The sequence below is a fragment of the Microbacterium binotii genome, from assembly GCF_021398715.1.
In the GTDB taxonomy this organism is placed as follows: domain Bacteria; phylum Actinomycetota; class Actinomycetes; order Actinomycetales; family Microbacteriaceae; genus Microbacterium; species Microbacterium binotii_A.
On the sequence record NZ_CP090347.1, the window covers coordinates 1,054,555 to 1,081,437 of the forward strand.

The window sequence follows — 26,883 nt, forward strand, 5'->3', positions numbered from 1 at the left end:
GACGGCGCTCAGGTGATGATCGGCGTGGGCTCCGTGTCGGGGATGGGGCTCGGGTCGCGGTGGCGCAGATCCGGGAAGGCGCGGACGCACACGATGGCGACGATCGCGCCGGCGGCGGCGAAGCCCGCTGCCGCGATGAAGGCCCCGGGTGCTTCGACCGCGTCGATGAGGAAGCCGGCGACGGCGGAGCCCGCCGCGGCGCCGATGAGCTGGCCGGTGCCGATCCACCCGTAGGCCTCGGCGGTGTCGGAGAACTTGACACTCACGGAGGTGATCGCGAACAGCACCGCCAGGGCTGGGGCGATGCCGATCCCTGCGAGGAACAGAGTGCCCGAGAGCCACCAGATGTCGAGAGAGAACATGGTCAGCACCAGGCCGACGGCGACGATGCCCATGCGTCGCGCCATCGCCCAGGGCCCCATGGGCACGTGGCCGAATGAGAGGCCTCCGGCAAGGCTGCCGATCGAGAACACGGCGAGGACGATGCCCGCCTCCAGTCCGCCGTGGTCGAAGGTCGCGACGACACCCGCCTCGACGGCGGAACAGGCGCCGATGAGCAGGAACCCGATGACGGTGGCCAGCAGCACGGTGGGGCGCGTGAGCACCTTCCCGAAGCGTCGCTTGCTGCGAGGGATGCGCACCCGGCCGACCTCGGGGGAGAGGATGAACCACGTTCCGCCGCCGACGAGGATGACGGCGATCAGGACGAGCGCCTCCCACGTGCCGATCTGCGTCGCGATGAACGTGATGACCACGGGGGCGATGATCCAGATGATCTCCTGCAGCGACGCGTCCAGCGAGTAGAGCGGAGTGAGCTGACGGGAGTTGACCATCTTGGGATAGATCGTGCGCACGGCGGACTGCACCGGCGGGGTGGACAGTCCCGCGATGAGCCCGAACGCCATGAAGCCGGCCACAGGAAGATCGAGCAGGCCGATGGCGAGGATCGCCAGCGCGCAGACGATCATCGTCAGGCTCAGCACACGCCGCATCCCCCAACGGCCCATCCATCGGCTGGTGACGGGGCCCGAGACCGCCTGCCCCACGGAGGAGGCCGCGAGAACGAGGCCCGCGTAGCCGTAGGAGCCGGTCACATGCTCGACGTGCAGGAGGATCGCCAGGCTCGTCATCCCGTTGGGGAAGCGCGCCGTGAGCTGTGCGGCGATGATGCGCGCCACCCCCGGGGTGCGCAGCAATTCCTGGTATCCGGCCATCCCTTCAGGATATCTCGGCGGGCGCTTCGGCCGCCGGGCGGATGAGGGGGCGCGACACGCCGCGACACGCCGACGGCGGTTATCCACCGCGCGGGATCCGGGTGGCGGGACGCCGGTGTGGATGGTTTCGTCGTTCATTCAGGATTCGCCCGCGATTCAGGGTTTTTTCAGCCGCCGAGACACGCCGCGGCTGTGGATGAAACGGTGGACAACCTGTGTTGTATCTGGGGAGAGCGGCACGAAAATCACACGGATGTAACTACTACCCCTTGTGGTGCTATCCGATGTCCGTACCCATATGTAGTATTGAGGTCCCGGCGACGAGAAGTGCTGGGAACAGGTCCGTCCGAGGGGAGAAAGAGGTCGAAATGGCGATCACCGTCTACACCAAGCCGTCGTGCGTGCAGTGCAATGCCACCTACCGTGCACTGGACTCGAAGGGCATCGAGTACGAGGTCCTCGACGTCTCGCAGGATCCTGCGGCCCTCGAGCAGGTCAAGGCCCTCGGCTACCTGCAGGCTCCCGTCGTGATCACCGACGAGGACCACTGGTCGGGCTTCCGTCCCGACAAGATCGACGAGCTGGCCGCGCGCCTGGCCTGACCGATGGCAACCGCTGTCGCAGACCAGGTCGGCGCGGTTGCCCACTCCCTCCGTGAGCCCGCCCCGTCGGCTCCGCTCCTCGTCTACTTCTCGAGCGTCTCGGGTAACACCGCGCGTTTCATCGAGAAGCTCGGGATGCGGGCCGTGCGGATCCCCTTGCGGCCCACGGATCCGACCCCTCTCATCGACGAACCCTTCGTCCTGATCACCCCCACCTACGGGGGCGGTCAGGGAAGGGGCGAGGAGCGGGGAGCGGTTCCCAAGCAGGTGATCCGGTTCCTCAACGACGAGGCCAACCGATCCCTGCTTCGCGGCGTGATCGCCGCGGGCAACACCAACTTCGGTGAGCACTACGGGCTCGCCGGAGAGATCATCAGCCGAAAGTGTCGTGTGCCGCACTTGGATCGGTTCGAATTGTTCGGCACGCCAGAGGACGTCGAGCGCATCGGCGAAGGATTGGAACGATGGTGGAAGCAGCACTGAAGGACTTGGGCTTCAAGACCGAGGCGCGTTTCGAGGGGCTGGACTATCACGCCCTCAACGCGATGCTCAATCTGTACGACGCGAATGGGCAGATCCAGTTCGACGCCGACAAGCGTGCCGCGCGGGAGTACTTCCTGCAGCACGTGAACCAGAACACGGTGTTCTTCCACTCGCTCAAGGAGCGTCTCGACTACCTGGTCGAGAAGGAGTACTACGAGCCCGGTGTGCTCGCGAAGTACCCGCACGAGTTCATCCAGGAGCTCAACGACCGTGCCTACGGCAAGAAGTTCCGCTTCGAGACGTTCCTCGGCGCCTTCAAGTACTACACGAGCTACACACTGAAGACGTTCGACGGCAAGCGCTACCTCGAGCGCTTCGAGGACCGCGTCGTCATGACCGCCCTCGCGCTCGCCGACGGCGACCAGAAGCTCGCCGTGCAGCTGGTCGACGAGATCATCTCCGGTCGCTTCCAGCCGGCCACCCCCACCTTCCTCAACGCGGGCAAAGCGCAGCGCGGTGAGCTCGTCTCGTGCTTCCTGCTGCGCATCGAAGACAACATGGAGTCGATCGCCCGCGGCATCAACTCCGCGCTGCAGCTTTCCAAGCGCGGTGGCGGCGTGGCGCTGCTGCTGTCCAACATCCGCGAGTCGGGTGCACCGATCAAGCAGATCGAGAACCAGTCCAGCGGCATCATCCCCGTCATGAAGCTGCTCGAAGACAGCTTCAGCTACGCCAACCAGCTCGGTGCGCGTCAGGGTGCCGGTGCCGTCTACCTCTCGGCGCACCACCCCGACATCATGCGCTTCCTCGACACGAAGCGTGAGAACGCCGACGAGAAGATCCGCATCAAGACGCTCTCGCTCGGTGTCGTCGTTCCCGACATCACCTTCGAGCTCGCCAAGAACGGCGAGGACATGTACCTGTTCTCGCCGTACGACGTGGAGAAGGTCTACGGCGTGCCCTTCGGCGACATCTCGGTCACCGAGAAGTACCGCGAGATGGTCGACGACCCGCGCATCAAGAAGACCAAGATCAACGCGCGCGACTTCTTCCAGACGCTCGCAGAGATCCAGTTCGAGTCGGGCTACCCGTACATCATGTTCGAGGACACGGTGAACCGGGCGAACCCGATCAAGGGCCGCATCAACATGTCCAACCTCTGCAGCGAGATCCTGCAGGTGAACACGCCGACCACGTTCAACGAGGACCTCTCGTACGACCAGATCGGCAAGGACATCTCCTGCAACCTGGGCTCGATGAACATCGCCCTGGCGATGGACGGCGGAGACCTGGGGGAGACGGTCGAAGCCGCGATCCGTGCGCTGAGCGCGGTCAGCGACCAGAGCCACATCCGCTCGGTGCGCTCGATCGAAGACGGCAACGACCGGTCCCACGCGATCGGCCTGGGCCAGATGAACCTGCACGGATACCTGGCGCGCGAGCACGTGCACTACGGCTCCGAGGAAGGCCTGGACTTCACGAACATCTACTTCTACACGGTGCTGTTCCACGCGCTGCGCGCCTCCAACGCGCTCGCGATCGAGCGCGGCCACGCGTTCGACGGTTTCGAGGACTCGACGTACGCATCGGGCGCGTTCTTCGACAAGTACCTCGAGCAGGAGTGGGTGCCGCAGACGGAGAAGGTCAAGGAACTGTTCGCCGGGCACCACATCCCCACCCAGGGCGACTGGGCGGAGCTGAAGGCGTCGATCCAGAAGCACGGCATCTACAACCAGAACCTGCAGGCGGTTCCGCCGACCGGTTCGATCTCGTACATCAACAACTCGACGTCGTCGATCCACCCGATCGCGTCGAAGATCGAGATCCGCAAGGAAGGCAAGCTCGGCCGCGTCTACTACCCGGCGCCGTTCATGACGAACGACAACCTGGAGTACTACCAGGACGCGTACGAGATCGGCTACGAGAAGGTCATCGACACGTACGCCGCGGCGACCCAGCACGTCGACCAGGGCCTGTCGTTGACGCTGTTCTTCAAGGACACCGCCACCACGCGCGACATCAACAAGGCGCAGATCTACGCATGGCGCAAGGGCATCAAGACGATCTACTACATCCGCCTGCGGCAGATGGCGCTCGAAGGCACCGACATGTCCGAGTGCGTCAGCTGCATGCTGTGACGCGCATCGCGTCTCGACTCGCTCCGCTCGCTCAACGACCGATCTCTGCAAGGACACCGACATGACCCCCGAGAAGCTGAAGCTGATCGACCACGTCCAGGCGATCAACTGGAACCGCATCCAGGACGACAAGGACCTCGAGGTGTGGAACCGCCTCGTGAACAACTTCTGGCTGCCCGAGAAGGTGCCGCTGTCCAACGACATCCAGTCGTGGAACACGCTGACGCCCGACGAGCAGACGCTCACGATGCGCGTGTTCACCGGCCTCACCCTGCTCGACACGATCCAGGGCACGGTCGGCGCGGTCTCGCTGATCCCGGATGCGCTGACGCCTCACGAGGAGGCGGTGTACACCAACATCGCGTTCATGGAGTCGGTGCACGCCAAGAGCTACTCGTCGATCTTCTCGACCCTCGCGTCGACGCCCGAGATCGACGACGCGTTCCGGTGGTCGGTCGAGAACGAGAACCTTCAGAAGAAGGCCCACATCGTCATGGACTACTACCGTGGCGACGAGCCCCTCAAGCGCAAGGTCGCCTCTACCCTGCTCGAGTCGTTCCTGTTCTACTCGGGCTTCTACCTGCCGCTGCACTGGTCTGCCAAGGCGAAGCTCACGAACACGGCCGACATCATCCGCCTCATCATCCGTGACGAGGCCGTGCACGGCTACTACATCGGCTACAAGTTCCAGAAGGGCATGGAGCTGATCACGCAGGCCGAACGCGACGAGATCAAGGACTACACGTTCTCGCTGCTGTACGAGCTCTACGACAACGAGGTGCAGTACACGCAGGACCTCTACGACGCCGTCGGTCTCACCGAGGACGTCAAGAAGTTCCTGCACTACAACGCGAACAAGGCGCTCATGAACCTCGGCTTCGAGGCCATGTTCCCCTCGACGGTCACGAACGTGAACCCGGCGATCCTGTCGGCGCTCTCGCCCAACGCGGACGAGAACCACGACTTCTTCAGCGGGTCGGGCTCCTCCTACGTCATCGGCAAGGCTGAGGCCACAGAGGACGAGGACTGGGACTTCTGACACCCGCATAGTCCGCGGTTCCACCGCACTGACGAGGCCCCCGGCCGGTCGCCCTTCTCGGGCGGTCCGCCGGGGGCCTCGTCGTCGTCCGGGCGAGTCTCCACGCACATCGTCTCAACGAAAAAAGTCCCGGCCAGCGGTAAGTTGACTTCCTCGAGAACCGGGCTATGGTCGAAGGTCATCCGCCAGCCATCCAGGGGAAGCGAGTCCACATGTCCAAGAAGACGCCGAAGACGCGAGGTGCCAAGAAGGCTCCGCAGCTGTCGATCAAGGAGAAGCGAGCAGCGAAGCGCGAGAAGCGCGAGCCGGAGCTCTTCCTCAAGCCGCGCAAGGATGCCGGTCGCTGATCGCCGGGCCGGGAAGGGGTGGACGCTCGCCGTCCGCCCCTTCTGCGTTCCCGGCGCGTCGTGGGCGGCTCAGGCGGAGTCCTCCGACGTGCGGATGGGACGCAGGATCCGCGCGGGGTTGCCCGCGGCGAGCATGTTCGCGGGGATGTCGTGAGTGACGACGGAGCCCGCTCCGATGATGCTGTTGTCGCCGATCGTCACGCCCGGGGTGAGCGTCACCGACCCGCCGAGCCACACGTTGGAGCCGATGGTCACGGGTTGGGGGAGTTCCCACCCGGCGAGGCGTCGTTCGAGGTCCTCGGCGTGGTTCGGGGTATAGATGCTGCAGCGCGGGCCGATGAGGCAGTCCGCGCCGATCGTGACAGCGCCCCCGCCGATGACCATGAAGTCCGCGTTGATGAATGTACGATCGCCGATCGTCAGTCTGGCGCCGTAGTCGATCATGACGGGAGGGCGCACGTCGATGCCCGTGCCGGCGCCGGGTACGAGCTCGGCGAACAGGGCGCGCGCCTCGTCGGGTGCGGTGTCGTACAGCAGGTTGAATCGTGCGCACGTGGCGTGCGCATCCCGCGTCAGCTTCTGCAGGGCTGGTGAAGTCCGGTAGCGAAGCCAGTCGTGCGCCAGAAGCGCGCGCAGATCGTCGTCGTCTTCCGCCAACCGGGCCAGGTCATCGAGCGCTTCCTGCAGTGCCGGGGTCATGCCGTCTCCTCATATGTTGTTAAGCACAACATATCGATGGGGGCGTGCCCCGTCAACGCGCTGCGGTCGCCTCCCCGCGGACGATGTTTCCGCGAACACATCGAGTTAAGTTTGATTCCGATGGATGGATGGTTGCGCACCGAATCCGCCCTGCGCACGACGCTGGGCGGATTCCTCCGGGCGCGACGAGAGGAGCGCCAACCCGAACAGGTGGGGGTGGAACGTCAGATCGGCCGGCGCGTGCCGGGCCTGCGTCGCGACGAGGTCGCGACCCTCGCGGGAGTCAGCAGTGAGTACTACCTACGACTCGAACAGGGCCGTGGCAGCGCTCCGTCCATGCAGGTGCTGGCCGGACTCGCGCGCGCGTTGCGGTTGAGCGCCGCGGAGTCCGACTATCTACACCGGCTCGCCGGGCATGCGACACCTCGTCGGGTGGCGGCCTTCGAGCGCCCGCGCGCCGAGATCGAGGCGATCCTGCGGTGGTGGCCGGGTATCCCGGCCTATATCTCCGACGCGAATCTCGACGTCGTGGTCGCGAACGACCTCATGATGGCGATCACCGACGGCCGATTCGGGCCCGGCGCGAATGTCCTCGAGGAGACGTTCAACGCCTCGGGGAGGGAGAGGCTCGCGACCTGGGAGTCGCAGGCGCGGGACGCCGTCGCGCTCTTCCGGTACTCCGGTGACGAGACATCCGCACGCTATGGCGCCATCCTGCGCCGGTTGAGCGCGGATGCGGATTTCCTCCGCTTCTGGGGTCTGCAGGAGGTCACCCTGCCGCGTCCCTCGGAGATCACCGCGACGATCGAGGGGATCGGCCAGCTCTCGATCTCGGTGCGGGACTTCTTCGTTCCGGAGCTCCAGGGGCATATGGTCACCGTCTTCGATGCCGTGCCGGGATCCACCGCGGATGCCTTCTTCCGTCGCGTCTCCGATGCCCTTCGGCCGCCCAGTGACGCGCAGGGCGTCTGAGCGCACTCATCGGACGACGAGCTGGCGGCCCGACCGTGATCAGACGGGGCGTTCACTCGTCGAAGATGATCGACTCCCAGTTCGCCGGTACGTGACCGGACGGGCCGGGAACACCCTGGGTCGGGGGGTGGCTCGACGGACCAGGGAGCCCGACGCCGTCGACTTCCTGCTCCTCGACGTAATCCCACCACCACTCCTCCTGAGGCTCGAAGCTCTGCACGAACCGGTGCCCGGTGAGCTCGAAGTGACGCTGGGCATGATGATTCGGCGAGACCTCGCAGCAGCCGACATGTCCGCAGGTGGTGCAGCGGCGCAGATGCAGCCACCAGGCACCGGATGCGAGGCACTCCACGCATCCGGTTCCGCTCGGCGGCGGCGTGTCCGTCATGCCCTGCTCCGATCCGTGGTGTCTGATCTCCCGCCACGCTACGCCGTGCGCAGGAGGCCGGCTCGGACGCCTGACGAGGAACTGTTCGTCTGCCGTCCTGGCTGATCGCGCGCTCGCGTCAAGCCCCGAGCTCTCCCGAGCCGTGCCTCGTACAGTGCCCGCATGGGAATGAGCGACGAAGAGAAGCGGCACGACCAACTGACGCGTGCGCCCCACGCCACGGAGGAGGATGCGAAGCCCCGCATCGTCGTGTCGGAGCACGACGGCGTGACCCGCGTCGACATCGCGGAGGATGCGCCGGTACGACCGAGCGATCCTCGCGACTGACGAACGCGGAGTGTGGGGTGTCAACCCCGTCGGCCTGGCGGACCGACACGCGTGTACTGGGACGTATGAGCAACGACAAGCAGAACCATCACGGTCCGGACGATGAGCACACCGCACCCGGGATCTCGCCCGTCGAGCAGGATGCCGGCGAGGACATCACGACCGACGACGACGGCGCGCCCGTCGACAATCCCTCTGGAGGCTGACGATGTCGAATCCCGACGAGCGGCCGGGCGTCACTCCCGGCCCCGAGCCTGACACGACCACGGCTGCGGAGCCCGACGACCCTCAGTCGGACGGTGCGGAGTCCGTCCTCGACGGCAGTGGCGAAGACTCCTGAGAGCCGCTACTTCGCGAGTTCGGCCTTCGCGTAGGCGACGATCGCGTTGGCGTGGCCGTGCCCCATCGCGTGAGTGCTCTTGAGCTCCGACACGACGGTCATGTGGGTCTCGCCCGCCGTCAGTCGCGCCACGACGAAGTCCAACCACTCCTGCATTGGACGGCCGTAGGTCTTCTCGATGCTCGGGAAGTAGGACGCCGGGCCCTTCGGTGTGCTGCCCGGCTCCAGCGGCGGGGCGACGACGCGCTTCGCAGTCATGCGCTCAGCGTAGGCCCCGGTTCGCGGCGTCACGAAGCGTCACCCGAATTTGCCGGTCGCACGGCGCGCGGGATGCTGGGATTCCCCCACCGACCCGGAAGACCCATGAGCACGCCCACCACCGCATCCGCGCACGACGACACCATCCGCAGCCTGCTCGAGGAGCGCCGCACTTTCGCGCCGCCGGTCGACTTCGCGGAACGCGCGAACGTGACCGAGGAGTGGATCCGTCGCGAGTGGATCGAGCGTGCGGATCGGGACCCCGAGACGTTCTGGGCGCACCGGTCCGAGATCCTCGACTGGGCAGAGCCCTGGCACACCGCTCATCGCTGGGAGCCCACGGACGGCGAGAGCATCCCATCCGCGGAGTGGTTCGTCGGCGGTCGCCTGAACGCCTCGGTCAACGCGGTGGACCGGCACGTGGCCGCCGGGCACGGCGACCGGGTCGCGTTCCACTTCGAGGGTGAACCCGGTGACCGGCGCACGATCACGTACGCCGAGCTGCAGCGCGAGGTGGCGAAGGCCGCCAACGCGCTGAGCGCGATGGGGATCGGCAAGGGCGATCGGGTCGTGGTCTATCTCCCGGTGCTGGTGGAGACGGTGATCATCCAGCTCGCCGTGGCGCGGATCGGCGCCATCCATTCGCTCGTGTTCGGCGGGTTCTCCGCGGAGGCCGTGCGCTTCCGCGTCGAGGACACCGGCGCGAAGCTCCTCGTCACCACTGACGGCCAGTTCCGCCGCGGAGCCGCCGTGCCCGTCAAGCATCAAGCGGATGCGGCGGTCGCCGGTGTCGCCTCGATCGAGCACGTGCTCGTCATCCGCCGCACGGGCGACGACGTCGCCTGGACCGAGGGTCGCGACCTCTGGTGGCACGAGACGGTCGACGTCGCGCCGGATACGCATGAACCGGAGTTCTTCGACGCCGAGACCCCCCTGTTCATCATCTACACCAGCGGAACCACCGGACGGCCCAAGGGCCTCGTGCACACGACCGGCGGTTGGCTGACGCATGTGGCGTGGACGTACTGGGCGGTGTTCGACGCGAAGCCCGAGACCGACGTGTACTGGTGCACCGCCGACCTCGCCTGGGTCACCGCGCACAGCTACGAGACGTACGGGCCCCTGCTCAACGGCGTCACGAGCGTCCTCTACGAGGGCACGCCCAACACCCCGGACTGGGAGCGGCATTTTCAGATCCTGGAACGGTATGCGGTGACGACGTACTACACGGCGCCCACCCTCATCCGATCGCTCATGAGCAGATTCCCCGACGGCCCGCCGGCCCGCTACGAGCTCTCCTCGCTGCGGCTGCTCGGCACGGTGGGCGAGGCGATCAACCCCGAGGCGTGGATCTGGTTCCATCGCCACCTCGGCCGGGGCGAGACGCCGATCGTCGACACGTGGTGGCAATCGGAGACCGGCGGCGCGATCGCCGCCCCGCTGCCGGGCGTCTCCACGCTCAAGCCCGGATCGGCGCTCACGGCGCTGCCGGGTCTGCGTGTCCGCGTCGTCGACGCCGAGGGCGCGGATGTGGGGCCGGGTGGCGGCGGACTGCTCGTCGTCGACGGCACCTGGCCGGGGATGTCGCGCACCGTCTGGGGCAACCCCGAACGGTACCGGGACTCGTACTGGAAGCGTTTCGCCGCGCAGGGGTACTTCCTCGCCGGCGACGGTGCGAAGCTCGACGCCGACGGCGACCTGTGGGTACTGGGCCGCGTGGACGACGTGATCAACGTTTCGGGCCACCGGCTCTCGACGATCGAGATCGAGTCCGCACTCGTCGCGCATCCCGCCGTGGGGGAGGCCGCGGTCGTGGGCGTCGCCGATGACGTCACCGGGCAGGCGATCGCCGCCTTCGTCACCAATGCAGAGGATGCGGCGGCGCTCCGCCGGCACGTGCGAACCGCGATCGGGCCCGTCGCACAGCCGACGTACGTCTTCACGGTGCCCGATCTTCCGAAGACGCGCAGCGGCAAGATCATGCGCCGCCTGCTCGTGGACCTCGTCGACGGACGGCCGCTGGGTGACACGACCTCGCTGCAGGACGACACCGTGCCGCCGCGGATCGCGGAGATCGTCCGCGAGTCCCTCGGTCGCTGACCGGTTGCCGGTGCCGGTTCTGCGCAGCATCCCGCCGGGTTGCTGAGCGCGGCAGAACCCCGGTTCGCCTGTCACAGATCGGCGCTGGCGCTGCGATCTGTGACAGGCGAACCGACAAGGCGACTATTCCCCTGTCGCAGATCGGCGCTGGCGCTGCGATCTGTGGCAGGCGAACCGAGAAGGCGAAGAAGGCCGGGGCGCGGGAAGTGGACGTCAGGGGCGGGTGGAGACCGTGACGGTGAACTTCGCGTTGCGGGCGACCTGCCGCGTCGGGCCGACGAGACGCTGGAGGGCCGGGCGATAGCGCAGGGCCGAGTTCCACACCGTCCACAGCTCACCTCCGGAGCGGAGCGCCCGCGCCGCATCCTGGAACAGAGGCGCGGCGAGGTCGGTCGTGACGGCGGCGCCGGAGTGGAACGGCGGGTTCAGGGCGATGAAGGACACGCTGGCGTCCGGGAGCGCGGTGAGGCGGTCGTCCCGCACGACGCGGATGCGGTCGTCCACGCCGTTCGCCTCGGCCGTCGCCCGCGCCGATGCGACCGCTGCCGCGGAGCGATCGGAGGCGTAGACGGTGCGGTCGGGATGGCGCAGCGCGAGGGATGCGGCGACCACGCCCGTTCCGCACGCGAGGTCGACGAGAGGGCCGCCCTCGGGAAGGCGCGCGGGAAGGTGCGCCAGCAGGAACCGGGTGCCGATGTCGATCGCCGTTCCCGCGAACGCGCCGCCGTACGCGCAGACGGTGATGCCGTCGTGGACCGCGCGCCGCGGCTCGGGGTCGTGTCCGGCAAGAGGGTCGCGGGCGACCAGTACGCGGGACTTCTGGCGAGCGTGCATGACGTCGAGCGTGCCGAAGAAGCGGCGGAGGACCTCGTTCATCGCCGTCGACATGTGCTTGATGCGTCCGCCGGCGAACACGACGACATCCGGTGCTGCGTGCGCGGCGATCAGGGCGGCGGCGTTCTCCAACGCGTCGAGGGAGCGGGGGAGTCGGAGCAGGACGAGCCGGGCGCCCGCCACGAGCGCGCCGGTCAGCTCCATCGGCCGATAGCGGTCCGTAAGGCCCAGTCGGTGCGCGTTGGCCGCCAGGGCCTGCTCGCCGGTGAGCGCGTCCTGATGCACCCGTACGATGCCGGAAGAGGCGGCCGTCGCGCCCAACGCGAGCGCGCCGTACTCGTCGCCGATGACAGCGATGTCATCCGCGCTCATCGAGGTGCGCCAGGCGGCGGATTCGTCGAGCAAAAGCCGGTCGGCGGCATCGACCGCGACGAGATCGGGAGACTCGACGTCTGGCCAGCGTCGCAGCACGTCGAACCGGAATTCCATCCCTTCACGCTACCGGCCGCCGCGGAGTGTCGACGGATACGATGGTCAGATGGCCGACAAGACGCACGGGGCGCCGCAGCCCGCAGGGCAGCGCCCGCCGTTCAGTCCGGTCATCGCGCTTCTGACGGTGTCCGCCGTCTGGGATACTCGTCTGAACGCGGCGCTGAAGGACCTCGGTCTCACGACCCGAAAGTACGGTCTTCTCGCGCACGTGCAGGCGACCCCGGGCATCTCGTTCTCCGAACTCGCCCGCCGCTCCCAGATCACGGTGCAGACGGCGCACACCGCCGTCAAGACGCTCGCCGGCGAGGGGTTGGTCGAGGACGCCACCGCGCATGCGGGCGCTGCATCCGATCTGCGTGTGACGACGAAGGGCGCGGCGGCTCTCGCCGAGGCGGATGCGCGTCTCGCAGCGCTCGACGAGGTGTTCGGCGCGGGCGTTCCCGCTCTCTCCTCCGCACTGCAGGGACTGCACGAGCAGCCGTTCGGAGAGATCCTTCAGCAAGACTGAAGATTTCCGGTCTAGGCTGCGAGGAGCGCCGACCCGAGCGCGTCGACCGAGCCCCGGAGTCTCCCGTGTTCCGCACGCCCTACGCCCTCTTCCGCACCCTCGCCATCGCCGAGATGATCTCGTGGACCCTGCTCATCGGCGGGCTCATCGTGCGGGCCGTGACCGGTTTCGCGCCTGCCGTGACGATCGGCGGAGGCATCCACGGGTTCATCTTCCTGTCGTACGGCGCGACGGTGATCCTCGTGGCCAAGAACCAGCGGTGGGGCGCTGCCGTGACCGCTCTGGCGCTGGTCAGTGCAGTCGTGCCCTACGCGACCCTGCCCGTCGAGCTGTGGCTGTCGCGCACCGGTCGGCTGAGGGGTGAATGGCGGATGCAGGCCGGCTCCGACCCGCGGGATGCGGCATGGCACGACCGTGTGCTGCGCTCCGTGCTGCGTCGGCCGGTTCTGTCGGCCGTCGTGATCGCCGCCGCCGTGGCCGCGGCCTTCACCGTGCTGCTCGTGATCGGCCCTCCCGGCGGTCGGGCCTGAGCGGACCTACTTCGCGCGGGCCCGCACGTGGATCGGCAGCGCCATCGCGGCCGAGATCAGCAGGATGCCGGCGACGAAGATGACGGCCTGGAAACCGGGCACCGAGAACGAGATGCCGAACGCGAACATCCCGAGCAGGAACAGCAGCAGGGACACGATGTACATGGCACTCCTTCGGAAGACTCCCTCCAGAGTACCGGGTCGCCTGCGTGCGAACCGACCGCATCCGCGTCCCTGAGCGGGATCACTCCTCGGTCGGCCACACGCTCGCCGCGAGGCGGGTGGCGCCCACCACGGCCGCGGGCATCGTGAACACCGCGCCGAGCGGGACGAGGAAGCACAGCTGCGTCATGATGCCGAAGCCGAGCGCCCGGCCGCGGGCTTGTCGCAGCAAGCGGCGCCGAGTGCGGCGATCGACGCCGCGCGCCGTCAGCGCGCGCCCGGAGAGCTCGTCCGCGAGGATCCACCCCGAGAGCACGACACCGGTCACTGCGCCGACCACGCCGCCGACCAGGGGGATGAAACCGAGCGCGAACGCGAGCGCGGCCGCGAGTGCGCCGCGCACGAGGAGACCGGTGGCATCGGCCAAGGCCGCCCGCCAGCCGGGGTTGCGTTCAGGGACGACGCCAGAATCGGCGATCTCGACGCTGCGCCAGATCCGGTCGTAGAACGGTTCGCCCACGATCAGGGTCAGCGCGGTGAAGGTCGTCGCGGCCAGCAGAAGCGCGCCGGCGAAGACCGCGACGCCGAGCGCGACGCGCAACGCGATGGTCCAGACCGCCGGCCAATCGTCGGCGAACGGTGTGACGGCATCCGTGAGCGGGGCCAGGGTCGTTGCGAGAGCGACGAGGGCCACCGAGAGGCCCGCGCTCACGATGAGCGCGGGCAGGAGTCCGAGGAGCATCAGGCCTGGGCGCCGCGTGAACCACCCGAATCCGCCGAGCAGCAGGCGTGCGCCGTGGAGCACCTCGTTCACTCGTTCTCCTCACCGCTGCGCTGGGTCGAGCGTAGTGGGAATATCGTCGCCTCTCCCGTGTTGAAGTTGATGTGTCGCCGCTCAACTCCGTTTTGCAGAGCGGCACCCCGAACCCGATCAGGAGAACAGATGCCTGAAGATTTCACCCCCGACGAGGGCCGCGACGCCTTCGACGACTTCCTCTCGCGCTACCTCGCAGGTGAGCGCGGACGCGCGGCGCGGTCGATCGATCTGTCGCGCTACCTCAGCGCCCGCACGCAGGAGACACTGCAGGATGCGGGGCGTTTCGCCCTCGCACGTGGCCAGCACGAGCTGGATGCGTTGCACGTGCTCCGCGAGATCGTGCGCGTCGACCAGGTGCGCGACGCGATCGCCCGACTCGGTGTCGATCCCGAGAGCATCGTCCGCGAGTCGGAGCAGCGTCTGCCGGCCAGCGCCGACGTGGCCGACGTCGACAGCGCGGTGGTGACGACGTCGGTGCAGCGCGCCCTCTTCCACGCGTTCCAGGTCGCGCGTTCCTCCGGCTCGACCTACATCGACCCGGAGCACCTCTTCTTCGCGCTGGTGCTGGCGCAGGACACGCCCGCCGGCCAGATCCTCGCGCGCGCCGGCGTGACGGCGGAGGCGCTCACGCAGAGCGTGCGCGAGACCGTGACCGGTGGCGATCGCGCTCCGGAGCAGGCGGCCGCATCCGAGCCCGCCACCATGCTGGAGCGCTACGGGCGCGACCTCACCTCCCTCGCCGAGGCGGGGGAGCTCGACCCGGTGATCGGCCGAGCGGACGAGATCGAGCAGACCATCGAGATCCTGAGCCGTCGCACGAAGAACAACCCCGTGCTCATCGGCGAGGCCGGTGTCGGAAAGACCGCGATCGTCGAGGGGCTCGCCCAGGCGATCGTCGCGGGTGATGTGCCCGAGCAACTGCGCGGCAGCCGCGTCGTCTCCTTGGATCTTCCCGCGATGCTCGCGGGCGCCCGCTACCGCGGCGACTTCGAGGAGCGCTTGACCGCGACGATGACCGAGATCGCCGAACGCAAGGGCGAGCTCATCGTCTTCATCGACGAGGTGCACACCGTCGTCGGCGCGGGCGCCGGCAGCGACGGCGCGATGGATGCCGGCAACATCCTCAAGCCCCGCCTTGCTCGTGGCGACCTGCACCTGGTGGGCGCGACCACGCTCGCCGAGTACCGCACCATCGAGAAGGATCCCGCGCTGGAGCGTCGGTTCCAGCCGGTGAAGGTGGGGGAGCCCTCGGTCGAGGATGCGGTGCGGATCCTGCACGGGCTGCGCCCCGCCTACGAGCAGCACCACGCCATCACCTACACCGACGACGCGTTGCGTGCCGCTGTCGAGCTCAGCGACCGCTACCTGAGCGACCGCGTCCTGCCGGACAAGGCGATCGACCTCATCGACCAGGCCGGAGCACGACTCCGGCTGCGGCTGGGCGTCGCGGTCGACGTGTCCGAGCTCATGGCGCAGCTGGCCACGCTCGAGGCGGACAAGAACGCAGCGGTGGCGGCTGAGCGCTACGAGGACGCGATGCGTCTGCGCGACGAGATCGCCGATGTGCAGCGCCGCATCGACGAGGCGACCCGTCGCGACGCGGTGCGCGGCGAGCAGGTCGTGGATGCCGAGCACATCGCCGCCGTCATCAGTCGCAGCACGGGCATCCCGGTGTCGCGTCTGACGGAGAGCGAGCGCGGGCGGCTGGCAGGACTCGAGTCCGAGCTGCACGCTCGGGTGATCGGTCAGGATGCGGCGGTCGCCGCCGTCGCGACGGCGGTCCGGCGCAACCGCACCGGTATGGGCGACAGCCGCCGACCGGTCGGGTCGTTCCTCTTCCTCGGACCCACGGGTGTGGGCAAGACGGAGCTGGCGAAGACCCTCGCATCCTCACTCTTCGAGGACGAGAACGCCGTGATCCGCTTCGACATGAGCGAGTTCGGCGAGCGCCACACGGTCTCCCGCCTCGTCGGCGCCCCTCCCGGATACGTCGGATACGACGAGGCGGGTCAGCTGACCGAACGGGTGCGTCGCGCCCCGTACTCGGTGGTGCTGTTCGACGAGATCGAGAAGGCGCATCCCGACGTGTTCAACCTGCTGTTGCAGGTGCTCGACGACGGTCGGCTGACCGACGGCCAGGGGCGCACGGTCGACTTCCGCAACACCGTCGTCATCATGACCTCGAACATCGGCAGCGAGTTCCTCGCATCGCGCTCCGGCGCGATCGGGTTCATCGCCGACGGCGGCGGGGCGACCGGATTCGGCGACGAGAGCGAGCTGCGTGCGCGTGTCATGGGCAAGCTTCGCGAGGCGATGCGGCCGGAGTTCCTGAACCGCATCGACGAGATCGTGCTGTTCCGCAAGCTCGAGAAGGCGCAGCTTCGCAGCATCGTGTCCCTCCTCCTGGAACAGAGCGCAACCCGGCTGGCGCGGCGTGAGATCTCGTTCGAGGCGACCGAAGCGGTCGTGGACTGGCTGGCCGAGCACGGCTACGAGCCCGAGTACGGCGCACGACCGCTGCGCCGGCTCATCCAGCGGGAGATCGACGACCGTATCGCCGACCTGCTCGTCTCCGGCGAACTGAGCGATCAGGGTGCCGTGCGCATCGACGTCGTCGACGGTCGGCCGGTGGCTGCGGCCGTGGTCCGCAGCGCCGTCGCCGCCTGACCCGAACAGACCGCCACCCCCTGCCGCGCAAGGGGTGGCGGTCCTCGTATGCACGCGGCAGGGTGAAGGGATGGTGCTTCCCGCTTCACTCTCCCTCGGACTGGCCGGGGCCCTCGGGCCCGATCTCGTCGCCGCCCTGGCCCCCGCCGCCGAGGAGGCCGGCTTCGCCACGCTCTGGGTGAACGACACTCCGAGCGGCGACGCGGTGGCGGCGCTCGCCGCCGCGGCGACGGTCACGGACCGGATCGGGCTCGCCACCGGGGTCGTGCCGCTGGACCGACGGGAGCCGGACTCGCTCGTCTCCGCGCTGCAGGCCGCGGACCTGCCGGCAGGCAGGCTCACGGTGGGCATCGGCTCCGGGTCCGCGCCCTCGCATCAGCTGGCACTCGTGGAGCGGGGGATCGAGGCCCTGCGCGCGGGCGTGCCCGGAGCGCAGGTCGTCGTGGGCGCCCTCGGCCCGCGGATGCGCCGGCTCGCGACATCGGTCGCCGACGGCCAGCTGCTCAATTGGTTGACCCCCGATGCCGCCGCCGCGCAGCGCGATCCGGACAGTCGCACCATCCTCTACGTGAGAACGGCGCTCGATGCGGCGGCGTTGCCGCGGCTGCTCGCCGAAGCCGATGCGTATGCCGGCTACCCCGCCTACGCCGCCAACTTCGCGCGCCTCGGATTCAGCGCGCGCGACACGGTGATCGGCTCCCTCGACGACGCGGCGCGTGTGATGGCGTACCGCGCTGCGGTCGACGAGGTCGTCCTCCGGGTGATCGTCGAACGGGACGACCCAGGGCACTATCTCGACTTCATCCGGACCGCGGCGGCGGCGCTGATCGACGCGGACGCGTCATGAGCGCGGTGTCCGAGCACGCAAGCGCACCGACCGGGTGGGGCTCGACAGGCGTCTCGAAGCGAGGTGGAATCAGAGCATGAGGATTTTCGCACGGTGGGCGCTGGGCGCCGCCATGGTGTTCGCCGGTGTCAGCCACCTGTTCTGGGCGCGAAAGGAGTTCCGCGCGCAGGTGCCCGACTGGGTCGTGGACGCCACGCCCCTCGACGAGGATGCGGTCGTGCTCGCGTCGGGCGCGGTGGAGATCGCCCTCGGCACGGCCCTGGTGGCACTGCCATCGCAGCGCCGGCGGATGGGTGCCCTGCTGGCGGCGTTCTTCATCGCGGTGCTTCCGGGCAACTGGGCCCAGTTCACCCACCGTCGCGACGGCTTCGGGCTCGACACCGACGTCAAGCGACTGGTCCGACTCTTCTTCCAGCCGGCGCTCGTCGCCTGGGCGCTGTGGAGCACGCGCACCCCGCGCGACTGAAGGCGAGCCGGATGCGGTCTGTCAGCGCTTGGCTTCGACCAGCCGCATCCGGACGATGTTGTCGGTCTCGTCCATCTCGGCGATGTCCGGATGCGCGGCGACGAACTCGGTGAAGCTGCGGTGGCCCAGGGCCTTCTCGCTGAACGAGGAATCGAGGCGGGTGATCAGGCTCTTGACGGCGGACGCGTGCTGCCACTGCGACGGGTCCTTGTCGTTCTCCAGGCGCAGCGCGCGCTCGAGCAGATCGGCCGCGGGATCCACGGACCGCTTGCGCGAGCGGGGAGCGTTCGAGCCCGCATCCTTCTTCGCGGGTTCGGGGACCTGCACGCCGGGCAGCGAGTCGTAGGCGTCGAAGCGGTCGCAGGCGGCCGCGAGCGATTTGGCGGTGGAGCCGGCCACTCCCACACCCACGACGAAGCGCCCGAGGCGCTTGCACCGCTGCGCGAGGGGCACGTAATCCGAGTCGCCCGCGACGATCACGACGTGCGTCAGATCCGGCAGGCGGAACATGTCCTCCACGGTGTCGACCGCGAGTCGGATGTCGGCGCCGTTCTTGGCGTAGGCGGCCGCGGGGAACAGCTGCACGAGGTCGACCGCGCGCGCCACCAGCTGCGACCGGTACTCGGCGTTGACCGGCGACGACCAGTCGGCGTAGGCGCGTGTCAGCACGAGCGTGCCGAACGATGCGGCGTAGTCGATGATCGCGCCCACATCGACCGTCGCGCGCGCCAGCTTCTCGGTGATCTCCGGATCGTGCGGCTGCTCAGCGATGCGCGACCGGTCGCGCGAATAGGCGTTGCGGCCGTGCACGCGGTCGTACCAGCTCATGACGATGTTGTCGAAGTCCAGATAGACGGCCACGCGGCTCGTCGACAGATCCGCCATGTCAGCCCTCGCTCGGGTAGCGCACGCCGATTTGCGTGCGGATGTCGTCGAGCTGTCTCATGATCGCGACCGTCTCGGCGATGGGCAGGCGATCACTGTCCCGGCGACCGTCCGCGATGATCTGCTCGGCCGCAAGCGCCTGGTACTGCATGCCGCGCCCGGCATCCGGGCAACGGAACGTCTCGACGACATCGCCGGAGCGGTTCGTGAGCGTGAAGCCCGTCGCGTTGTACCAGGTCGGGTCGATCTCGATGCGGGCATCTGCGCCGATGATCGCGGCGCGGTTCGGCCCGACGCCCTGGGCGGAGGAGAAGGTGGTCGCCAGCGCGCCGTTCGCATAGGAGGCGAGGGTTGCGACATCGATGTCGGCGCCCGTCTCACCCCGCCGCCCGCTCGCCGTGAGCCGGACGGGCGCCCCCAGCACGTCCCAGGCGAACGACAGCGGGTAGATGCCGAGATCGAGCAGGGCGCCCCCGCCGAGCTCCAGCGCGTTCAGGCGGTGGGCGGGATCGGTCGAGATGAACTGGGTGTGATCCGCCGTCACGGCGCGCACCTCGCCCAGCGCACCGTCGGCGAGCAGCTCCTGAATGCGCATCATGTGCGGCAGGTACCGGGTCCACATGGCCTCCATGGCCAGGAGCCCTGCTTCCTCCGCCGCGACGCGCACGCGCTCGGCCTCATCGCCGGTCAGGGTGAACGGCTTCTCGACGAGCACGTGCTTGCCCGCTGCGAGGGCCTCCAGCGCGTTCTCGGCATGAGCGGGATGCGGGGTCGCGATGTAGACGATGTCGATCTCGTCGTCGGCCAGCAGTGAGGCGTAGTCGCCGTGCGCATGGGGGATGTCGAACTCCGCGGCGAAGCGTTGGGCGCTTTCGAGCGAACGCGAGCCGACCGCGCGGACGTCGAGGCCCGCAGTGCGCAGATCGCTCGTGAACGTGTGGGCGATGTTGCCGGTGGCGAGGATGCCCCAACGCAGGCGAGAACTCGAGACAGTGGTCATGCGACCACCGTACCCAAGGGGTACGGCAGTAGGCTCGGCTCGTGGCGACGGCACTGGACAGACTGCGCGAACTCCTGATGATCGCGACGGTCTCCTACGCGGACGAGTCGCGGGTCGACACGGCGGCGTTCGACGAGTTCCACGCCGCGCTCGAGCGCCTGTATCCCCTTGTGCACGCGCGGCTGCAGCGGGAGCTCGTCGCCGGTCATGCACTCCTGTTCCGATGGCCGGGGCGTTCGTCGGAGCGACCGGTCGTGCTCATGGCGCATCAGGACGTCGTCCCCGTGGTCGAGGAGGACTGGGATCGTGATCCGTTCGGCGCGGAGCTCGTCGGTGACGGAGCCGACCAGGCGGTCTACGCGCGGGGAGCGATCGATGACAAGGGCGCGCTCGTGGCCATCCTGGAGGCCGTCGAAGAACTGCTGATGCGCGAAGTCGTGCCCGCGCACGACGTGTACCTCGCCTTCGGGCACAACGAGGAGACCGCAGGCGACGGCGCGCGCGCGATCGCGGAGGCGCTGCGCACGCGCGGTGTGCGGCCTGCGCTCGTGGTCGACGAGGGCGGTGCCGTCGTCGACGGGGTGCTTCCGGGGATCGCGCGTCCGACGGCGATGATCGGTGTCGCCGAGCGCGGCACGATGACGGTCTGGCTCACCGCGCGCGAGCAGGGGGGTCACGCATCCACGCCGCCGGCGCGTCCGGCGACGGCGCGGCTGGCACGTGCCGTCGACCGGCTGGCCCGGCATCCGTTCCCCGTGCGGCTCGTGCCTCCGGTGCGCGCGATGCTCCGCACGCTCGCACCGCACGCGCCGAGGCCTCTCGGCACAGCCTTGCGCTCCCTCGCGTTCACGGGCCCGCTGATCGCGGGTGTGCTGGCGCGGCTGGGCCCCGAGACGAACGCCCTGGTGCGCACGACCGCGGTGGCGACCGAGCTCGAGGGTGCGCCGGGGGAGAACGTGCTGGCCGCGACGGCGCGTGCGGCGATCAACGTGCGCCTGCTCACCGGTGACACGGCCGCATCCGCCGTCGCGCGGATCCGCCGCGTCATCGCCGACGAGACGATCGAGATCGAGGTCCGCGCGGCGAGCGAGCCCTCACCCATCTCCCCGTGGCGTGGTGAGCCGTGGCGTCGCATCGCGCGCGCGATCGACTCGTCGCTGGGCAGCGAGATCGTGGCGACGCCCTACATCCAGTTGGGTGCGAGCGACAGTCGCTGGTTCACGGGGATCTGCGACAACGTCTACCGCTTCACGCCCTTCCACCTCACCCGCGCCGAGCGCGAGGCGCTGCACGCGCACAACGAGCGCATCCGCGTCGAGGTGTGGCTGCGGGGGATCGGCTTCTACCGGGACCTCATCACCGGGAGCTGAGAGGGCGCGGCGCCACATCGTCGAGCGCCAGGACGAACCGCAGGATGGCGCGGCCGGTGTCCGTGATCACGGGGCCGCGCCCGAACTCCCACTCCTCGTCGCTCGCGCGGACGGTGTGGCCGCGCAGCGCCGCGCGTCGATCGAACGGTGCGGTCGTCGCGGCGTAAAGCGCGACGGCTCCCGTCACCCCGGCATCGACACGCGGGGCGACGGCGAGCGCATCGCCGAGCACCAGAAGCGCCCGGACGACGCGGGTGAGCATGCGGATGCTGCGCTTGCGTCCCTGGCGGACGGCGACCGCGAGAGCCCGGAGCTCGTCGGGGTTGCCCCCCGCAGCGCCCGTTCCGAGGCCGGCCTCCTCGAGGAACCGGCGCGCCCTGGCGCAGTGCTCCGCGTCGTCGGACGCGGACTCGGCGAGCAGACGTGCCGCCTCATCGAGCGCATCGGCGATGGCCGCGCGTCGGTCGCCGCTCACGGCGGACTCGTCTCGGCGCTCCCTGTTGCTCAGGGGGAGACGTCCGAGGAAATCCGCCATGGATCCACAGTAGACCGTGCGCCTCGGCCTGCACCGGGAAGTTTGTCCGATGCCTCCTATGCGACTGTCACACGGCCGCAGGAAGCGGGCTGCCGCGGGCATGGCGTGCATAATGGCAACGGGCGTGTGACCGTGCGCACGGCCCGGGAGATCCAATGAGCGACGATGCGACGGGGCGACGGCCCAGTATCCGCGATGTCGCGCGCTTGGCGGAGGTCTCCCATCAGACCGTCTCACGGGTGATCAACAACCATCCGAGCATCCGGCCGGAGACGCGCGAGCGAGTCCTCGCCGTGATGGCGCAGGTGCAGTACCGGCCCAATCGAGCCGCACGGGCGCTGGTGACCAGCCGCTCGCAGACCATCGGGATCCTGTCCGCGTCCAGCACGCAGTACGGACCGGCATCCAGCATCGCCGCCATCGAGTCCGCCGCTCGCGAGCGCGGCTACTGGGTGAGCACCGCGAACATCTCGCCCCATGACCCCGATTCGATCCCCGACGGCATCGCGCATCTGATGGCGCAGTCCGTCGAAGGTCTCGTCGTCATCGCGCCGCAGGTCCGCGTCTTCCGCGCGCTCGCCGAGCAGCACCTCGACGTGCCGTACGTCACGCTGCAGTCCACCGAGCTCGATCCGCAGCACGCGCTGTCCGTCGACCAGATCGCAGGCGCCCGCCTCGCCACGCGCCACCTGATCCAGCTCGGCCATCGCTGGATCTACCACCTCGCGGGGCCACAGGACTGGATCGAGGCGGAGGCACGGATGCGGGGCTTCCTCGAGGAGATGAGCGCGAACGACGTGCCCACCACCGCCCCCATCCTCGGCGACTGGACCGCGGAGTTCGGCTACTACGCGGGCCGGGAGCTGCTGCGCGTGCGGGACTTCACGGCGGTGTTCGCCTCGAACGACCAGATGGCTCTGGGGCTGTTGCATGCGATCCGCGACGAGGGCCTCGATGTCCCGGGGGACATCAGCGTCGTGGGCTTCGACGACATCCCCGAATCCGCGCACTTCTGGCCGCCGTTGACCACGGTCCGCCAGGACTTCGCCGACCTCGGCCGGCGCTGCGTCGACATCCTGCTGGGACCGGCGGACGGCTCGGATGCGGTCGTCGCTCCCATCGTGCCGGAACTCATCGTCCGGGGATCCTCCGGGCCGGTCAGCCCGATCTGACGGGCGTTACCAACCCGAGATCTCTCAGCGGGTTGACAGGAAGCCGATCCGTGGCGTTACACTTGCGCAGCAATGTGAACGGTCACATCGATCGTCACAACGGGGTTTCGAGAGACGAAGGAGTCGACGCGTGTCCGCAATCGATGCCGCTCGAGGCGAGGGCTACGCCACGGGGGTGAAGACCGAGGTCGTGATCGCTCGCGTGCGTGCCGAGGTCGCAGCCCTTCACGGCGAGCTCATGCGCTACGGGCTGGTCGTGTGGACAGGCGGCAACATCTCGGAGCGCGTGCCGGGTGCGGATCTGTTCGTGATCAAGCCGTCGGGGGTCTCGTACGACGACGTGGCGCCCGAGAAGATGATCCTCTGCGACCTCGACGGAAGGGTCGTGGAAGACACCCCCGGCAGCGACCGTCAGCCCTCCAGCGACACGGCGGCGCACGCATACGTCTATCGGAACATGCCTGCCGTGGGCGGCATCGTGCACACGCACTCCGACTACGCGACGGCCTGGGCCGCGCGCGGCGAAGAGATCCCTTGCGTCATCACCGCGATGGCCGATGAGTTCGGCGGTCCGATCCCGGTCGGACCGTTCGCGATCATCGGCGACGACTCGATCGGCAGGGGCATCGTGGACACGCTCACCGATCACCGCTCGCCGGCGGTGCTGATGGCCGGGCACGGCCCGTTCACGATCGGCGCCACGGCGAGGGATGCGGTCAAGGCCGCGGTCATGCTCGAGGACGTCGCCCGCACCGTGCACCTCGCCGCCCAGCGCGGCTCGCTCACGCCGCTGCCGGAACAGGTGATCGATCGCCTCTACGAGCGCTACCAGAACGTGTACGGCCAGCACGGCGAAGCGCACCGGACTCCTCGTTCGGCAGCCTGAAGACTTCCCCCCTACGTACAACTGAACACAGCAGACAGAGACGTCTTACGAAAGGACACACTGTGAAGAGCACCAAGTTCCTGTTCGCCGCGGCAACCGTTGCCGCCGGCGCGCTCATGCTCTCGGGCTGCGGCAGCAGCGCGGGCGGCAGCGGCGGGGACAGCGGCGGAGACGGCGGACTCATCGGCGTCGCCATGCCCACCAAGAGCTCCGAGCGCTGGATTCAGGACGGCAACGCCGTCAAGGAGCAGCTCGAGGCGCAGGGCTACACGGTCGACCTGCAGTACGCAGAGGACGACATCCCCACGCAGGTCTCGCAGATCGAGAACATGATCACCAAGGGCGCCAAGGCCCTGATCATCGCCTCGATCGACGGCACGACGCTCACCAGCGTCCTGCAGGAGGCCGCCGACGGCGACATCCCCGTCATCGCCTACGACCGCCTCATCCGCGACAGCGAGAACGTCAACTACTACGCGTCGTTCGACAACTACAAGGTCGGCGTGCAGCAGGCCAACTCGCTGCTCAACGGCCTCGGTCTCACCGACCTCGACGGCAAGGCCGCGGCATCCGCTCCGGCCGGCCCGTTCAACATCGAGCTGTTCGCCGGTTCGCCCGACGACAACAACGCCACGTTCTTCTGGAACGGAGCGATCGACACGCTCCAGCCCTACATCGACAAGAAGGTCCTGGTCGTCAAGAGCGGTCAGACCGACTTCCAGCAGGCGGCGACGCTGCGCTGGGACGGCGAGACGGCGCAGAAGCGCATGGAGAACATCCTCACCTCGACGTACTCCGACGGCTCGAAGGTCAACGCGGTGCTCTCGCCCTACGACGGCATCTCGCGCGGCATCATCTCGGCTCTCACCGACGCCGGCTACTCGGTCGGTGCCGAGTGGCCGATCATCTCGGGCCAGGACGCCGAGATCGACTCCGTGAAGGCCATCGTCGCCGGTGAGCAGTACGCGACCATCTTCAAGGACACCCGCAAGCTGGCCGAGGTCGCCGTCAAGATGGCCTCCGCTCTGCTGAAGGGCGAGGAGCCCGAGGTGAACAACACCGAGGACTACGACAACGGCAAGAAGGTCGTCCCGTCCTACCTGCTCGAGTCGCAGATCGTGGTCAAGGACAACATCCAGGAGGTCCTGGTCGACAGCGGCTACTGGACCGAAGACGAGATCAACGGCTGATAACCGAGGATCCGTGCCGGGCGGCCCCGTGCCGCCCGGCACACTCCCGTCGGCGACAGGAAAGAGGAGCAACGATGTCCCAGAACATCCTCGAGATGCGTGGGATCACCAAGACATTCCCGGGAGTCAAAGCGCTCTCGAACGTGAATCTCGCCGTCCAGCGCGGCGAGGTGCACGCCATCTGCGGTGAGAACGGCGCCGGTAAGTCGACGCTCATGAAGGTGCTGTCGGGTGTCTACCCCCACGGCACGTACGACGGACAGATCGTGTACAACGGCGAGGAGGTCGCGTTCCGCAACCTCCGCGACAGCGAGGCCAAGGGCATCGTGATCATCCACCAGGAGCTGGCGCTCAGCCCGTACCTGTCGATCGCCGAGAACATCTTCCTCAACAACGAGCAGCGGGGCCCGCTCGGTCTCATCGACTGGAACGCGACGAACTTCGAGGCGGGCAAGCTCCTCGCCCGGGTCGGTCTGCGGGAGAACCCGACGACGAAGATCAACCAGATCGGCGTCGGCAAGCAGCAGCTCGTCGAGATCGCGAAGGCGCTCTCGAAGGAGGTCAAGCTGCTGATCCTCGATGAGCCGACCGCCGCGCTGAACGACGAGGACTCCGCCCACCTCCTGGATCTGATCCTGCACCTGAAGGGTCAGGGGATCACGTCGATCATCATCAGTCACAAGCTCAACGAGATCAAGAAGGTCGCCGACACGGTCACCGTCATCCGTGACGGCAAGACGATCGAGACGATCGCGAAGAACGACGTCACCGAGGACCGCATCATCAAGGACATGGTGGGTCGCGACCTCGAGCACCGTTACCCGGATCACGAGCCCCACATCGGCGAAGAGCTGCTGCGGGTCGAGAACTGGACGGCCCACCATCCCGTCGACACCTCGCGCGTCGTCGTCGACGACGTGTCGATCACGGTGCGGGCGGGGGAGATCGTCGGGATCGCGGGCCTCATGGGCGCCGGTCGCACCGAGTTCGCCATGAGCCTGTTCGGCCACAGCTACGGGACGCGGATCTCCGGTCGGGTGTTCATGCGGGGCAAGGAGATCAAGACGCGCACCGTCTCGGAGGCCATCGACAACGGACTCGCCTACGCGACCGAGGACCGCAAGACGTACGGGCTGAACCTCATCGAGGACATCAAGCGCAACGTCTCCATGGCGTCGCTCAAGAAGCTCGAGAAGGCGGGCCTGGTCAACGACAACGAGGAGTACCGCGTCGCGAACGAGTACCGCCGCGACATGAACATCAAGGCACCCAGCGTGCTGGTCAAGACGGGGAAGCTCTCCGGCGGCAATCAGCAGAAGGTCGTGCTCTCGAAGTGGATCTACTCGGATCCCGACGTGCTGATCCTCGACGAGCCGACCCGCGGCATCGACGTGGGTGCGAAGTACGAGATCTACACGATCATCAACAAGCTCGCCGCATCCGGGAAGGGCATCATCGTCATCTCGTCCGAGCTGCCCGAACTGCTCGGCATCTCCGACCGCGTCTACGCGCTGTCCGAGGGTCGCATCACGGGCGAGCTGCCGATCGCAGAGGCGAGCCCCGAATCCGTTCTCAAGCTCATGACCATGGAGAAGCCCCGCTGACGGGGCTCGCA

The 26,883-nt window shown here is 68.2% G+C and carries 30 protein-coding genes; 20 read left to right on the forward strand and 10 right to left on the reverse strand.

Annotation, left to right across the window (positions count from 1 at the left end; all coding sequences use genetic code 11):
* Positions 1 to 8: 8 nt before the first annotated feature.
* The gene (locus tag LXM64_RS05370; RefSeq protein WP_137417591.1) at positions 9 to 1,214 is read right to left on the reverse strand and encodes an MFS transporter; all 1,206 of its coding nucleotides are present in this window, start codon (positions 1,212 to 1,214) and stop codon (positions 9 to 11) included.
* Between the two features lie 368 nt (positions 1,215 to 1,582).
* Between LXM64_RS05370 and nrdH the strand changes: the two genes are divergently transcribed.
* The 5 genes from nrdH (at position 1,583) to LXM64_RS16035 (ending at position 5,823) form a co-directional block, all read left to right on the forward strand.
* Entirely contained in the window at positions 1,583 to 1,816 is a 234-nt protein-coding gene (nrdH, locus tag LXM64_RS05375; protein ID WP_137417590.1) for a glutaredoxin-like protein NrdH, read from the forward strand.
* Between the two features lie 3 nt (positions 1,817 to 1,819).
* The gene (nrdI, locus tag LXM64_RS05380; protein ID WP_234074938.1) at positions 1,820 to 2,299 is read left to right on the forward strand and encodes a class Ib ribonucleoside-diphosphate reductase assembly flavoprotein NrdI; all 480 of its coding nucleotides are present in this window, start codon (positions 1,820 to 1,822) and stop codon (positions 2,297 to 2,299) included.
* Positions 2,281 to 4,437, forward strand: a complete 2,157-nt coding sequence (gene nrdE / locus LXM64_RS05385) for a class 1b ribonucleoside-diphosphate reductase subunit alpha (RefSeq protein ID WP_234074939.1) — start codon at positions 2,281 to 2,283, stop codon at positions 4,435 to 4,437. Before nrdI ends, nrdE begins: the two co-directional genes overlap by 19 nt.
* A gap of 61 nt (positions 4,438 to 4,498) precedes the next feature.
* A complete protein-coding gene (gene nrdF, locus LXM64_RS05390) occupies positions 4,499 to 5,476 on the forward strand; it encodes a class 1b ribonucleoside-diphosphate reductase subunit beta (RefSeq protein WP_137417587.1) in 978 nt (325 codons plus the stop codon).
* 212 nt (positions 5,477 to 5,688) lie between these two features.
* Positions 5,689 to 5,823, forward strand: a complete 135-nt coding sequence (locus tag LXM64_RS16035) for a hypothetical protein (protein ID WP_267955134.1) — start codon at positions 5,689 to 5,691, stop codon at positions 5,821 to 5,823.
* Positions 5,824 to 5,892: 69 nt separating this feature from the next.
* Here LXM64_RS16035 and LXM64_RS05395 read toward each other — a convergent pair whose 3' ends face one another.
* Positions 5,893 to 6,522: a sugar O-acetyltransferase gene (locus LXM64_RS05395; protein WP_234074940.1), complete on the reverse strand. Its 630-nt coding sequence runs from the start codon at positions 6,520 to 6,522 to the stop codon at positions 5,893 to 5,895.
* Positions 6,523 to 6,654: 132 nt separating this feature from the next.
* On the opposite strand from LXM64_RS05395, the gene LXM64_RS05400 reads away from it, so the two are divergent.
* Complete coding sequence (locus tag LXM64_RS05400) at positions 6,655 to 7,494, forward strand: helix-turn-helix transcriptional regulator (RefSeq protein ID WP_234074941.1); 840 nt, start codon at positions 6,655 to 6,657, stop codon at positions 7,492 to 7,494.
* Positions 7,495 to 7,546: 52 nt separating this feature from the next.
* On the opposite strand, the gene LXM64_RS05405 is transcribed toward LXM64_RS05400, so the two are convergent.
* Complete coding sequence (locus tag LXM64_RS05405) at positions 7,547 to 7,882, reverse strand: UBP-type zinc finger domain-containing protein (RefSeq protein WP_234074942.1); 336 nt, start codon at positions 7,880 to 7,882, stop codon at positions 7,547 to 7,549.
* A gap of 162 nt (positions 7,883 to 8,044) precedes the next feature.
* On the opposite strand from LXM64_RS05405, the gene LXM64_RS05410 reads away from it, so the two are divergent.
* From LXM64_RS05410 to LXM64_RS16040, 3 genes are all read left to right on the forward strand, one after another.
* Positions 8,045 to 8,209, forward strand: a complete 165-nt coding sequence (locus LXM64_RS05410) for a hypothetical protein (protein WP_234074943.1) — start codon at positions 8,045 to 8,047, stop codon at positions 8,207 to 8,209.
* Positions 8,210 to 8,274: 65 nt separating this feature from the next.
* On the forward strand, positions 8,275 to 8,415 hold the full coding sequence (locus LXM64_RS05415; protein ID WP_234074944.1) for a hypothetical protein: 141 nt from the start codon (positions 8,275 to 8,277) through the stop codon (positions 8,413 to 8,415).
* Positions 8,416 to 8,417: 2 nt separating this feature from the next.
* Complete coding sequence (locus LXM64_RS16040; RefSeq protein WP_267955135.1) at positions 8,418 to 8,549, forward strand: hypothetical protein; 132 nt, start codon at positions 8,418 to 8,420, stop codon at positions 8,547 to 8,549.
* A 6-nt stretch (positions 8,550 to 8,555) separates the two neighbouring features.
* Here the strand turns inward: LXM64_RS16040 and LXM64_RS05420 are convergent, their stop codons facing one another.
* Complete coding sequence (locus LXM64_RS05420) at positions 8,556 to 8,807, reverse strand: DUF4287 domain-containing protein (protein ID WP_234074945.1); 252 nt, start codon at positions 8,805 to 8,807, stop codon at positions 8,556 to 8,558.
* 105 nt (positions 8,808 to 8,912) lie between these two features.
* Here LXM64_RS05420 and acs point away from each other — a divergent pair, with 105 nt between their 5' ends.
* Positions 8,913 to 10,907, forward strand: coding sequence for an acetate--CoA ligase (acs, locus tag LXM64_RS05425; protein ID WP_234074946.1), 1,995 nt, complete (start codon positions 8,913 to 8,915; stop codon positions 10,905 to 10,907).
* Between the two features lie 213 nt (positions 10,908 to 11,120).
* On the opposite strand, the gene LXM64_RS05430 is transcribed toward acs, so the two are convergent.
* Entirely contained in the window at positions 11,121 to 12,230 is a 1,110-nt protein-coding gene (locus LXM64_RS05430) for a class I SAM-dependent methyltransferase (RefSeq protein ID WP_234074947.1), read from the reverse strand.
* 49 nt (positions 12,231 to 12,279) lie between these two features.
* On the opposite strand from LXM64_RS05430, the gene LXM64_RS05435 reads away from it, so the two are divergent.
* Positions 12,280 to 12,741: a MarR family winged helix-turn-helix transcriptional regulator gene (locus tag LXM64_RS05435; RefSeq protein WP_137417579.1), complete on the forward strand. Its 462-nt coding sequence runs from the start codon at positions 12,280 to 12,282 to the stop codon at positions 12,739 to 12,741.
* A gap of 65 nt (positions 12,742 to 12,806) precedes the next feature.
* A complete protein-coding gene (locus tag LXM64_RS05440; RefSeq protein ID WP_234074948.1) occupies positions 12,807 to 13,271 on the forward strand; it encodes a DUF3817 domain-containing protein in 465 nt (154 codons plus the stop codon).
* A gap of 6 nt (positions 13,272 to 13,277) precedes the next feature.
* Here LXM64_RS05440 and LXM64_RS05445 read toward each other — a convergent pair whose 3' ends face one another.
* Both LXM64_RS05445 and LXM64_RS05450 read right to left on the reverse strand, forming a co-directional pair.
* The gene (locus tag LXM64_RS05445; RefSeq protein WP_161594070.1) at positions 13,278 to 13,436 is read right to left on the reverse strand and encodes a hypothetical protein; all 159 of its coding nucleotides are present in this window, start codon (positions 13,434 to 13,436) and stop codon (positions 13,278 to 13,280) included.
* Positions 13,437 to 13,515: 79 nt separating this feature from the next.
* On the reverse strand, positions 13,516 to 14,247 hold the full coding sequence (locus LXM64_RS05450) for an EI24 domain-containing protein (protein ID WP_234074949.1): 732 nt from the start codon (positions 14,245 to 14,247) through the stop codon (positions 13,516 to 13,518).
* Between the two features lie 129 nt (positions 14,248 to 14,376).
* Between LXM64_RS05450 and LXM64_RS05455 the strand changes: the two genes are divergently transcribed.
* The 3 genes from LXM64_RS05455 (at position 14,377) to LXM64_RS05465 (ending at position 18,230) form a co-directional block, all read left to right on the forward strand.
* Positions 14,377 to 16,917, forward strand: a complete 2,541-nt coding sequence (locus LXM64_RS05455; protein WP_137417577.1) for an ATP-dependent Clp protease ATP-binding subunit — start codon at positions 14,377 to 14,379, stop codon at positions 16,915 to 16,917.
* 70 nt (positions 16,918 to 16,987) lie between these two features.
* Positions 16,988 to 17,764 (forward strand): LLM class flavin-dependent oxidoreductase, encoded by a 777-nt coding sequence (locus LXM64_RS05460; protein WP_234074950.1) that lies wholly within the window; start codon positions 16,988 to 16,990, stop codon positions 17,762 to 17,764.
* A gap of 76 nt (positions 17,765 to 17,840) precedes the next feature.
* Positions 17,841 to 18,230, forward strand: coding sequence for a hypothetical protein (locus tag LXM64_RS05465; protein ID WP_234074951.1), 390 nt, complete (start codon positions 17,841 to 17,843; stop codon positions 18,228 to 18,230).
* 21 nt (positions 18,231 to 18,251) lie between these two features.
* Here LXM64_RS05465 and LXM64_RS05470 read toward each other — a convergent pair whose 3' ends face one another.
* Both LXM64_RS05470 and LXM64_RS05475 read right to left on the reverse strand, forming a co-directional pair.
* Entirely contained in the window at positions 18,252 to 19,115 is an 864-nt protein-coding gene (locus tag LXM64_RS05470) for an NYN domain-containing protein (protein WP_234074952.1), read from the reverse strand.
* A gap of 1 nt (position 19,116) precedes the next feature.
* Entirely contained in the window at positions 19,117 to 20,115 is a 999-nt protein-coding gene (locus LXM64_RS05475) for a Gfo/Idh/MocA family protein (protein WP_234074953.1), read from the reverse strand.
* Positions 20,116 to 20,156: 41 nt separating this feature from the next.
* Between LXM64_RS05475 and LXM64_RS05480 the strand changes: the two genes are divergently transcribed.
* Positions 20,157 to 21,485, forward strand: coding sequence for a M20/M25/M40 family metallo-hydrolase (locus LXM64_RS05480; RefSeq protein ID WP_234074954.1), 1,329 nt, complete (start codon positions 20,157 to 20,159; stop codon positions 21,483 to 21,485).
* Here the strand turns inward: LXM64_RS05480 and LXM64_RS05485 are convergent.
* Positions 21,472 to 22,020, reverse strand: coding sequence for a hypothetical protein (locus LXM64_RS05485; protein WP_234074955.1), 549 nt, complete (start codon positions 22,018 to 22,020; stop codon positions 21,472 to 21,474). The genes LXM64_RS05480 and LXM64_RS05485 overlap by 14 nt on opposite strands.
* A gap of 155 nt (positions 22,021 to 22,175) precedes the next feature.
* On the opposite strand from LXM64_RS05485, the gene LXM64_RS05490 reads away from it, so the two are divergent.
* The 4 genes from LXM64_RS05490 to mmsA all read left to right on the forward strand — a co-directional run bounded on the left by LXM64_RS05490 (position 22,176) and on the right by mmsA (position 26,872).
* Positions 22,176 to 23,192: a LacI family DNA-binding transcriptional regulator gene (locus LXM64_RS05490; RefSeq protein ID WP_137417570.1), complete on the forward strand. Its 1,017-nt coding sequence runs from the start codon at positions 22,176 to 22,178 to the stop codon at positions 23,190 to 23,192.
* A gap of 139 nt (positions 23,193 to 23,331) precedes the next feature.
* Positions 23,332 to 24,078, forward strand: a complete 747-nt coding sequence (locus tag LXM64_RS05495) for an L-ribulose-5-phosphate 4-epimerase (protein WP_419144864.1) — start codon at positions 23,332 to 23,334, stop codon at positions 24,076 to 24,078.
* Between the two features lie 116 nt (positions 24,079 to 24,194).
* Entirely contained in the window at positions 24,195 to 25,268 is a 1,074-nt protein-coding gene (gene chvE / locus LXM64_RS05500; RefSeq protein WP_234075407.1) for a multiple monosaccharide ABC transporter substrate-binding protein, read from the forward strand.
* A 74-nt stretch (positions 25,269 to 25,342) separates the two neighbouring features.
* On the forward strand, positions 25,343 to 26,872 hold the full coding sequence (gene mmsA / locus LXM64_RS05505) for a multiple monosaccharide ABC transporter ATP-binding protein (RefSeq protein ID WP_137417569.1): 1,530 nt from the start codon (positions 25,343 to 25,345) through the stop codon (positions 26,870 to 26,872).
* Positions 26,873 to 26,883 lie beyond the last annotated feature (11 nt).

Excerpts from the sequence above, each read along its gene's own strand:
- LXM64_RS05370 (WP_137417591.1), bottom strand. The coding sequence starts at position 1,214 with ATGGCCGGATACCAGGAATTGCTGCGCACCCCGGGGGTGGCGCGCATC.
- nrdH (WP_137417590.1), top strand. The coding sequence starts at position 1,583 with ATGGCGATCACCGTCTACACCAAGCCGTCGTGCGTGCAGTGCAATGCC.
- nrdI (WP_234074938.1), top strand. The coding sequence starts at position 1,820 with ATGGCAACCGCTGTCGCAGACCAGGTCGGCGCGGTTGCCCACTCCCTC.
- nrdE (WP_234074939.1), top strand. The coding sequence starts at position 2,281 with ATGGTGGAAGCAGCACTGAAGGACTTGGGCTTCAAGACCGAGGCGCGT.
- nrdF (WP_137417587.1), top strand. The coding sequence starts at position 4,499 with ATGACCCCCGAGAAGCTGAAGCTGATCGACCACGTCCAGGCGATCAAC.
- LXM64_RS16035 (WP_267955134.1), top strand. The coding sequence starts at position 5,689 with ATGTCCAAGAAGACGCCGAAGACGCGAGGTGCCAAGAAGGCTCCGCAG.
- LXM64_RS05395 (WP_234074940.1), bottom strand. The coding sequence starts at position 6,522 with ATGACCCCGGCACTGCAGGAAGCGCTCGATGACCTGGCCCGGTTGGCG.
- LXM64_RS05405 (WP_234074942.1), bottom strand. The coding sequence starts at position 7,882 with ATGACGGACACGCCGCCGCCGAGCGGAACCGGATGCGTGGAGTGCCTC.
- LXM64_RS05410 (WP_234074943.1), top strand. The coding sequence starts at position 8,045 with ATGGGAATGAGCGACGAAGAGAAGCGGCACGACCAACTGACGCGTGCG.
- LXM64_RS05415 (WP_234074944.1), top strand. The coding sequence starts at position 8,275 with ATGAGCAACGACAAGCAGAACCATCACGGTCCGGACGATGAGCACACC.
- LXM64_RS16040 (WP_267955135.1), top strand. The coding sequence starts at position 8,418 with ATGTCGAATCCCGACGAGCGGCCGGGCGTCACTCCCGGCCCCGAGCCT.
- LXM64_RS05420 (WP_234074945.1), bottom strand. The coding sequence starts at position 8,807 with ATGACTGCGAAGCGCGTCGTCGCCCCGCCGCTGGAGCCGGGCAGCACA.
- acs (WP_234074946.1), top strand. The coding sequence starts at position 8,913 with ATGAGCACGCCCACCACCGCATCCGCGCACGACGACACCATCCGCAGC.
- LXM64_RS05430 (WP_234074947.1), bottom strand. The coding sequence starts at position 12,230 with ATGGAATTCCGGTTCGACGTGCTGCGACGCTGGCCAGACGTCGAGTCT.
- LXM64_RS05435 (WP_137417579.1), top strand. The coding sequence starts at position 12,280 with ATGGCCGACAAGACGCACGGGGCGCCGCAGCCCGCAGGGCAGCGCCCG.
- LXM64_RS05445 (WP_161594070.1), bottom strand. The coding sequence starts at position 13,436 with ATGTACATCGTGTCCCTGCTGCTGTTCCTGCTCGGGATGTTCGCGTTC.
- LXM64_RS05455 (WP_137417577.1), top strand. The coding sequence starts at position 14,377 with ATGCCTGAAGATTTCACCCCCGACGAGGGCCGCGACGCCTTCGACGAC.
- LXM64_RS05460 (WP_234074950.1), top strand. The coding sequence starts at position 16,988 with ATGGTGCTTCCCGCTTCACTCTCCCTCGGACTGGCCGGGGCCCTCGGG.
- LXM64_RS05465 (WP_234074951.1), top strand. The coding sequence starts at position 17,841 with ATGAGGATTTTCGCACGGTGGGCGCTGGGCGCCGCCATGGTGTTCGCC.
- LXM64_RS05470 (WP_234074952.1), bottom strand. The coding sequence starts at position 19,115 with ATGGCGGATCTGTCGACGAGCCGCGTGGCCGTCTATCTGGACTTCGAC.
- LXM64_RS05475 (WP_234074953.1), bottom strand. The coding sequence starts at position 20,115 with ATGACCACTGTCTCGAGTTCTCGCCTGCGTTGGGGCATCCTCGCCACC.
- LXM64_RS05485 (WP_234074955.1), bottom strand. The coding sequence starts at position 22,020 with ATGGCGGATTTCCTCGGACGTCTCCCCCTGAGCAACAGGGAGCGCCGA.
- LXM64_RS05490 (WP_137417570.1), top strand. The coding sequence starts at position 22,176 with ATGAGCGACGATGCGACGGGGCGACGGCCCAGTATCCGCGATGTCGCG.
- chvE (WP_234075407.1), top strand. The coding sequence starts at position 24,195 with ATGCTCTCGGGCTGCGGCAGCAGCGCGGGCGGCAGCGGCGGGGACAGC.
- mmsA (WP_137417569.1), top strand. The coding sequence starts at position 25,343 with ATGTCCCAGAACATCCTCGAGATGCGTGGGATCACCAAGACATTCCCG.